A 5,518-nucleotide genomic window follows, 5' to 3' on the forward strand; every position below is an offset into this window, starting at 1 on the left:
CACATGGGCGTGACGGCCGAGAACATCGCCGCCAAGTGGGGCATCAGCCGCGAAGAGCAGGACGCGATTGCCGTCGAAAGCCACAACCGCGCCCAACGCGCCACCGAGGCCGGCTACTTCAAGGACCAGATCGTCCCCGTCATGCTGAAAAGCAAAAAGGGGGAGGTGGCCTACGTCACCGACGAGCATTTCCGTGCCGGCTGCACGCTGGCCGACATGGCCAAGCTCAAGCCGGTGTTCCTCAAGGAAAACGGCACCGTGACGGCGGGCAATGCCTCGGGCATCAACGACGCGGCCGCCGCCGTGGTGCTGATGGAAGCCGGCACCGCGAAGGCCCGCGGCGCCAAGCCGCTGGCCCGCCTGGTGGCCTACGCCCACGCGGGGGTGGACCCCAAATACATGGGCATTGGCCCGGTGCCCGCCACGCAGCTGGCGCTGAAAAAGGCCGGTCTCACGGTGAAGGACCTGGACGTGATCGAGGCCAACGAAGCCTTTGCCGCCCAGGCCTGCGCCGTGACGCGTGACCTGGGGCTGGACCCGGCCAAGGTCAACCCCAACGGCTCGGGCATCTCGCTGGGCCACCCGATTGGCGCCACCGGCGCGCTGATCACGGTGAAAGCCCTGTACGAGCTGCAGCGCATCCAGGGCCGCTACGCGCTGGTGACCATGTGCATAGGCGGCGGTCAGGGCATCGCGGCGATTTTCGAGCGGGTTTGAGCCGCGACCCGGCAAGACTTCAATATTGATAGCACCTCCCACCCGCCCCTCATGGGCCGGAGGCCTTTTTAATCCATAAAACGCAACTCAGCCCGCGGCAATCGGCGGCCAGATCTCCAGCACGTCGTTTTCAAGCAGGGTACGGGTCAAGCGCTGTTCGGGCTGGATGTCATGGCCGTTGCGCGCCCGGGTCGGGTATGCCATCGGCACGATCAAGCGCATCGTTCACTTCACCAAGCTGCGCTACCGGGGCTTGATCAGAGTTCCCCTAACACACGGTCCGCGCTGAGTCATGCCATCACCGGGCCGACTCCCTCGGTTCGGACACAGGCAAAAAGATGGGGGCGCATGATTGCCCCCCATCTTTGACATCGTGTGTAACGACCTCGGCAAATTACTCCGGACGAGTTTAGAAACTGTGCCGTATGCCGAAATCGAAGCCGCGGATATTGCCACCCGGTATCGTCGTGGCCGGTGTGGAAAGTCCGCCGGTGGTGTTCAGGACGTACAGCTTCGAATTGCCACGGTTATCCAGCAAGCTCAGCGTCGTGTAGAGCGCGGTGCGTTTGCTGAGGTTGTAGACCCAACCGGCGGAATACTGCCGTGCATCGTTGCTGCCGGCGATCACGTTCTGCTTGACCTGCGCGTACTGCAGCTTGAAATCGCTAGCGCCACGGGGAATGACGGCGCCCACACTGAAGCTCACGTTGCTGCCCTCACCACCCGTTCCACGGGCACGCCGCTCGGTGCTGGCCAGGCCGAGCAGGCGCATCATGCCAAAGTCGTACGAGGCACCGAGATTGAGGCGGTCCGAGTTGCCTGCAACCGCCGTGGACGTGGGCGGCAGCTCGTAGCGCGTGCGCCCGGCGGCCAGCGCCACATCCAGCTTGGCGTTGCGATAGCCGACTCGCGCACCGTAGAAGTCGCCATCATGTTTACCCGTAGCTCCCGGGGCCACATTCGAAGCATTTTCGCCCAGGGCCACCATGGCCTGACCGTACCATCCCCCCAGATCGGACGGCAGAAAGTAGCCGACGGTATTGGATGCACGCAAGGCGGTTACGCTGGAAAACACGCCATTGCTCAACATCAACGCACTGGAATTTCCGATGCCATTACCACCGAATGCATCGAACACCACGTAATTCAGGGAACTAGGCACCACGTCGCGGCCCACACGCACCTCACCGAACCGGCCCAGCAAGCTCACCGTGGACCGGCGGTTGAATGTCAGGCCGCCCGCCCCTGTCGAGCCCGCTGGCGTATTGTTCGAGTTGGTCAGCTGACCAGCGCCGGTGTCGACGAAGACACCGGCCTCCAGCCAGAATGCAGCAGAAAGTCCACCACCCAGGTCTTCACTGCCTTTGAAGCCAATCCTGCTTGGTATGTTGGCGCCCGACTGGATCCGAGTGAGCGACGGGGCGCCATCGGCCTTGGTGATTTCGAGCGCCGTATCCAGCACGCCAAACACCGTGACCGATGACTGCGCGAGCGACAAGCCCGACCCGAGGACCGCGATCGATCCCAGCAGCAATTTCTTCATTTTTCATGTCTCCAAGTTGATTTGCAAATAAAACCCCGGCCCCTGCTAGGGGCCCCCACATACGCCCGACGACAAGCGATTCATCAGGCAGACCCTTGGGTCCGCAGATGCCGTTGCCATCAGGAGAATCCCTCACACAGGCCAGCCACCCCCATGCCGCCTCTGACGCACATCGGCACCACGACATGCCAGGCCCTGCGACGCCGGCCTTCCAGTAACGCTTAGCCTGCCAGTCGGGCACCGGTCATGCCGAACGGGTGCCTGCGCGGCAATTGACAAAAATGTGATGCGCCTACCCAGCAACGCCACTCCCACCCGGCAAATCTCGTGCGCGATGAACTCAATACCGGTTTTGCACTTGCCGTCGACTGCGAGGAAGTTATTGACCGCATTAAGGGTTGGTTTCATGGCAAGGCCGTTTCATTTGGGGTTTGGAGCAGGCTGACAAAGGTCTGGCCATCCACCACAGTGACCGGATAGCTGCGCACGCGCAGGCCTCCGGAAGACATGCACCCGCTGCGTATATCAAATTTCAGTCCATGGGCCGGGCAGCGCAGCGCACCTGCAGGCCTTCGAGCATGCCCATCACTAGCGAGCCGCCGCCATGCGGGCAGCTGTCGTCAATGGCATAGAGCTTGCCGTCCACATGGAACAAGGCCAGGCACAGGCCAGCCTCGCGCACGATGGAACGGCTGCCCGGTGCAGGCAGCTTGTGCTGCGGAACGTGCAACAGCTCGCTCATGCATGCAGCGCAAGCGGCGCTTCCAGGGCTTGGCGCATGCCGGAGAGCAGCAGCTCGGGCGGCTGCGCGCCCGACAGGGAGACTCGGTGGTTGAATACAAAGAAGGGTACTCCGGGTACTTCCAAAGGCATCGGCTTTCCCATGCCGGACTCCAGCCAGTGGTTTAACTCCGCCATTGGCAGATCAAAGTCCTGGGCGATGACCAGCAAGGTGGCACGCTCACCCAAATCTTCGCCCCGGCTGAAATGAGCTGCCAGCAAACGCTCCAGCAATTGCGCATGCTGATGGGTCGTCTGGCGTGCACTGGCAAACGCCAGCAACTGATGCGCCTGCAGCGTATTGGGCATGCGCGCCATACGCGAGAAATCCACCACGGCCCCGGCACCCACGGCAGCCTGTTTAACCCGTTCCTGGCCTTCCCGTACCGCCTGCGCACTACCCTTGCGTTGAATGTAAAACTCGGTGAAATCCCTGCCTTGGACCGGCAGATCCGGGAGCAGCTGCACCGAATGCCAGAGCACATCCACCGCCACCTCAGGATCGATCTGGGCCAGCGCAGCCAGCGCCCGGTCCAGATGGCGCTTGCCAATCAGGCACCAGGGACAGATCAGGTCGAAATACACATCAATGACAAGTTCTTGAGCCACGTTTCAATCTCGCTACAGTTCAGGTAAAAGATCAGGCAGCTTAGGCTGGAAGAGCATCCACATGGATCCCCTCGACTTGGCGCACGTCATGGTCGTAGCAGCGCGCGGCGATCACGAAAAACACGGCAGCCAGCATGCTGAAGACGGATACCGCCTGCATGGCCTGCTGCAGGCCCCATTTGTCGGACAGCGCACCGACCAGTACCGGGCCTATGGCCAGGCCAAGCAGATTCTGGAACAGCGCCAGCACGGCAGAGCCGGTGGAACGCACGCCGGGGTGAATGACATCAATCACGACGCCAGACGCCGCACCCAGGGTGCAGGTCATGAAGAAGCCGCCCAGCAATATCAGTTTGATTTGCACGGCACCCGACTGGGTGGCGGAAAAAGCCAACAGAAACACCACCATGGTGATCACACACAATACGGCCAGCGAGGTCAGCTTGTTGCGGGCTCGGCGCAGGCCCGTGCGGTCCACCACATAGCCCCAGAACACATTGCCCAGTGCACTCACAAGAATGATCAGCGCCGCCTGCTTGGAGGCCTCGTGGGGGGCCATGCCATGGAAGCGGTTCAGGAAGCTGGGCATCCAGGACCAGACGGCAGACACCACAACCAGTTGCATGGCGCCACCCAGGCACACCCACAGCAGGGTGCGGGTGCGCGCCAGGGTTCTGAAGATGTGCTTGATGGTGCCCCCGGCCGACTGGGTGATCCGGTCCAGCTTGGGGGTCAGTGCCACCGTCTTGTAATCGCGCACCAGCAGGTACAGCAGAGCCAGCACCAGGCCGGGCACGCCAACCACGCCAAAGGCGGTCTTCCAGCCCCACTTGGCGGCAATCATGCCGCCCAGCAACACACCCAGCACCGAGCCCAGCGAGGCCGCGGCAAAGAAGGCACCCAGCAAGGCACCGCGCAGGCGCTTGGGGAACAGGCTGGAGATCAGCGCCGCACCCACCGACCCATATCCGGCCTCGCCCGCGCCCACCACGGCCCGCGCCGCAAACAGCTGGGCGTAGCTGCCCGCAAACATGCAGGAGATGGTGGCCAGGCTCCAGGTGGTGGCCATGACGGCCACGCTCTTGACACGGCTCAGACGGTCCGCCAGCAGCGCCACCGGAATGCTGCCAATCGCCACCACAATGGAGATGATGGAAACCAGGCCACCCAGCTCCTTGTCGCTCAGATTCCATTCCGCCTTGATGTGCGGAAACAGCGACGCGATCACCTGCCGGTCGATGTAGTCGAACATCATGAGCGCGAAGGTCATGGCAAAAGCAAACCAGGCGTGCTTTTTGCCGACCAGGTAGCCGTCTTGCGGACTTGCGTCCATGTCGATAGGAGTCATGGTTGTCTCCTGATATATTTTTTAGCCATGCTTTAAGCGGTTATTAGCTTGCGGTCGGGGGAAGCCGTTCTGGGCCAGGGTTTCTTCCACGCTGTCGTAATACATCGCCGATGCAGTAGATGGCACGGGTCGTTAGCCGAGGCCACTTCACGTTCACGGTAAAGCCCGCGCGAAATCCGAACCACCGGCTCAATCTGCTTGACCGAGGAGATTCGCTCGGCCTTGCGGCCCCTCAGCCGGTCCTCGGTGCCGACGCGCACATGCAGGCCCATGGCGATGGTCATGGTGTTGAGCGGCAGCACATGGCGGCCCAGGCTCTCGATGCTCAGGACAGCGCCATCGGGCACATACTGGGGGCCGTATGGAGCGCCCTGAATCACCAGCGTTTCCTGGTTTTCTGGCAGCAGGGAGTCGTCTAGGAAATGCATGGTTCAGTCCTCTTTTCAGAGGTTTTAAAAATGGCCGTGAGTGTCCACCGTTGGCGGCTCAGTACGGTTTGTCTCCGATGATCGCGGCGCGTT

Annotated in this window: 7 protein-coding genes; 1 reads left to right on the forward strand and 6 read right to left on the reverse strand. The window is 62.0% G+C overall.

What is annotated here, in order from left to right; all coding sequences use genetic code 11:
• Positions 1-717 (forward strand): acetyl-CoA C-acyltransferase (locus tag PJE01S_RS23970; RefSeq protein WP_157090466.1); only part of this gene is annotated, 717 nt, incomplete at its 5' end.
• An 87-nt stretch (positions 718-804) separates the two neighbouring features.
• Here the strand turns inward: PJE01S_RS23970 and PJE01S_RS26240 are convergent.
• From PJE01S_RS26240 to PJE01S_RS23995, 6 genes are all read right to left on the reverse strand, one after another.
• Positions 805-921 (reverse strand): MoaD/ThiS family protein, encoded by a 117-nt coding sequence (locus PJE01S_RS26240; protein ID WP_174548580.1) that lies wholly within the window; start codon positions 919-921, stop codon positions 805-807.
• A 205-nt stretch (positions 922-1,126) separates the two neighbouring features.
• Positions 1,127-2,260, reverse strand: coding sequence for a porin (locus PJE01S_RS23975; RefSeq protein ID WP_068836223.1), 1,134 nt, complete (start codon positions 2,258-2,260; stop codon positions 1,127-1,129).
• Positions 2,261-2,792: 532 nt separating this feature from the next.
• Entirely contained in the window at positions 2,793-3,002 is a 210-nt protein-coding gene (locus tag PJE01S_RS26120) for a Rieske (2Fe-2S) protein (RefSeq protein ID WP_245660968.1), read from the reverse strand.
• On the reverse strand, positions 2,999-3,649 hold the full coding sequence (locus PJE01S_RS23985; protein ID WP_068836224.1) for a DsbA family oxidoreductase: 651 nt from the start codon (positions 3,647-3,649) through the stop codon (positions 2,999-3,001). The genes PJE01S_RS26120 and PJE01S_RS23985 overlap by 4 nt, the downstream gene beginning before the upstream one ends.
• Before the next feature lie 40 nt (positions 3,650-3,689).
• Positions 3,690-4,997 (reverse strand): MFS transporter, encoded by a 1,308-nt coding sequence (locus tag PJE01S_RS23990; RefSeq protein WP_068836225.1) that lies wholly within the window; start codon positions 4,995-4,997, stop codon positions 3,690-3,692.
• Positions 4,998-5,029: 32 nt separating this feature from the next.
• The gene (locus tag PJE01S_RS23995; protein ID WP_068836226.1) at positions 5,030-5,425 is read right to left on the reverse strand and encodes a 3-keto-5-aminohexanoate cleavage protein; all 396 of its coding nucleotides are present in this window, start codon (positions 5,423-5,425) and stop codon (positions 5,030-5,032) included.
• Positions 5,426-5,518 lie beyond the last annotated feature (93 nt).

This window comes from Polaromonas jejuensis NBRC 106434, assembly GCF_001598235.1.
GTDB lineage: Bacteria > Pseudomonadota > Gammaproteobacteria > Burkholderiales > Burkholderiaceae_C > Polaromonas > Polaromonas jejuensis.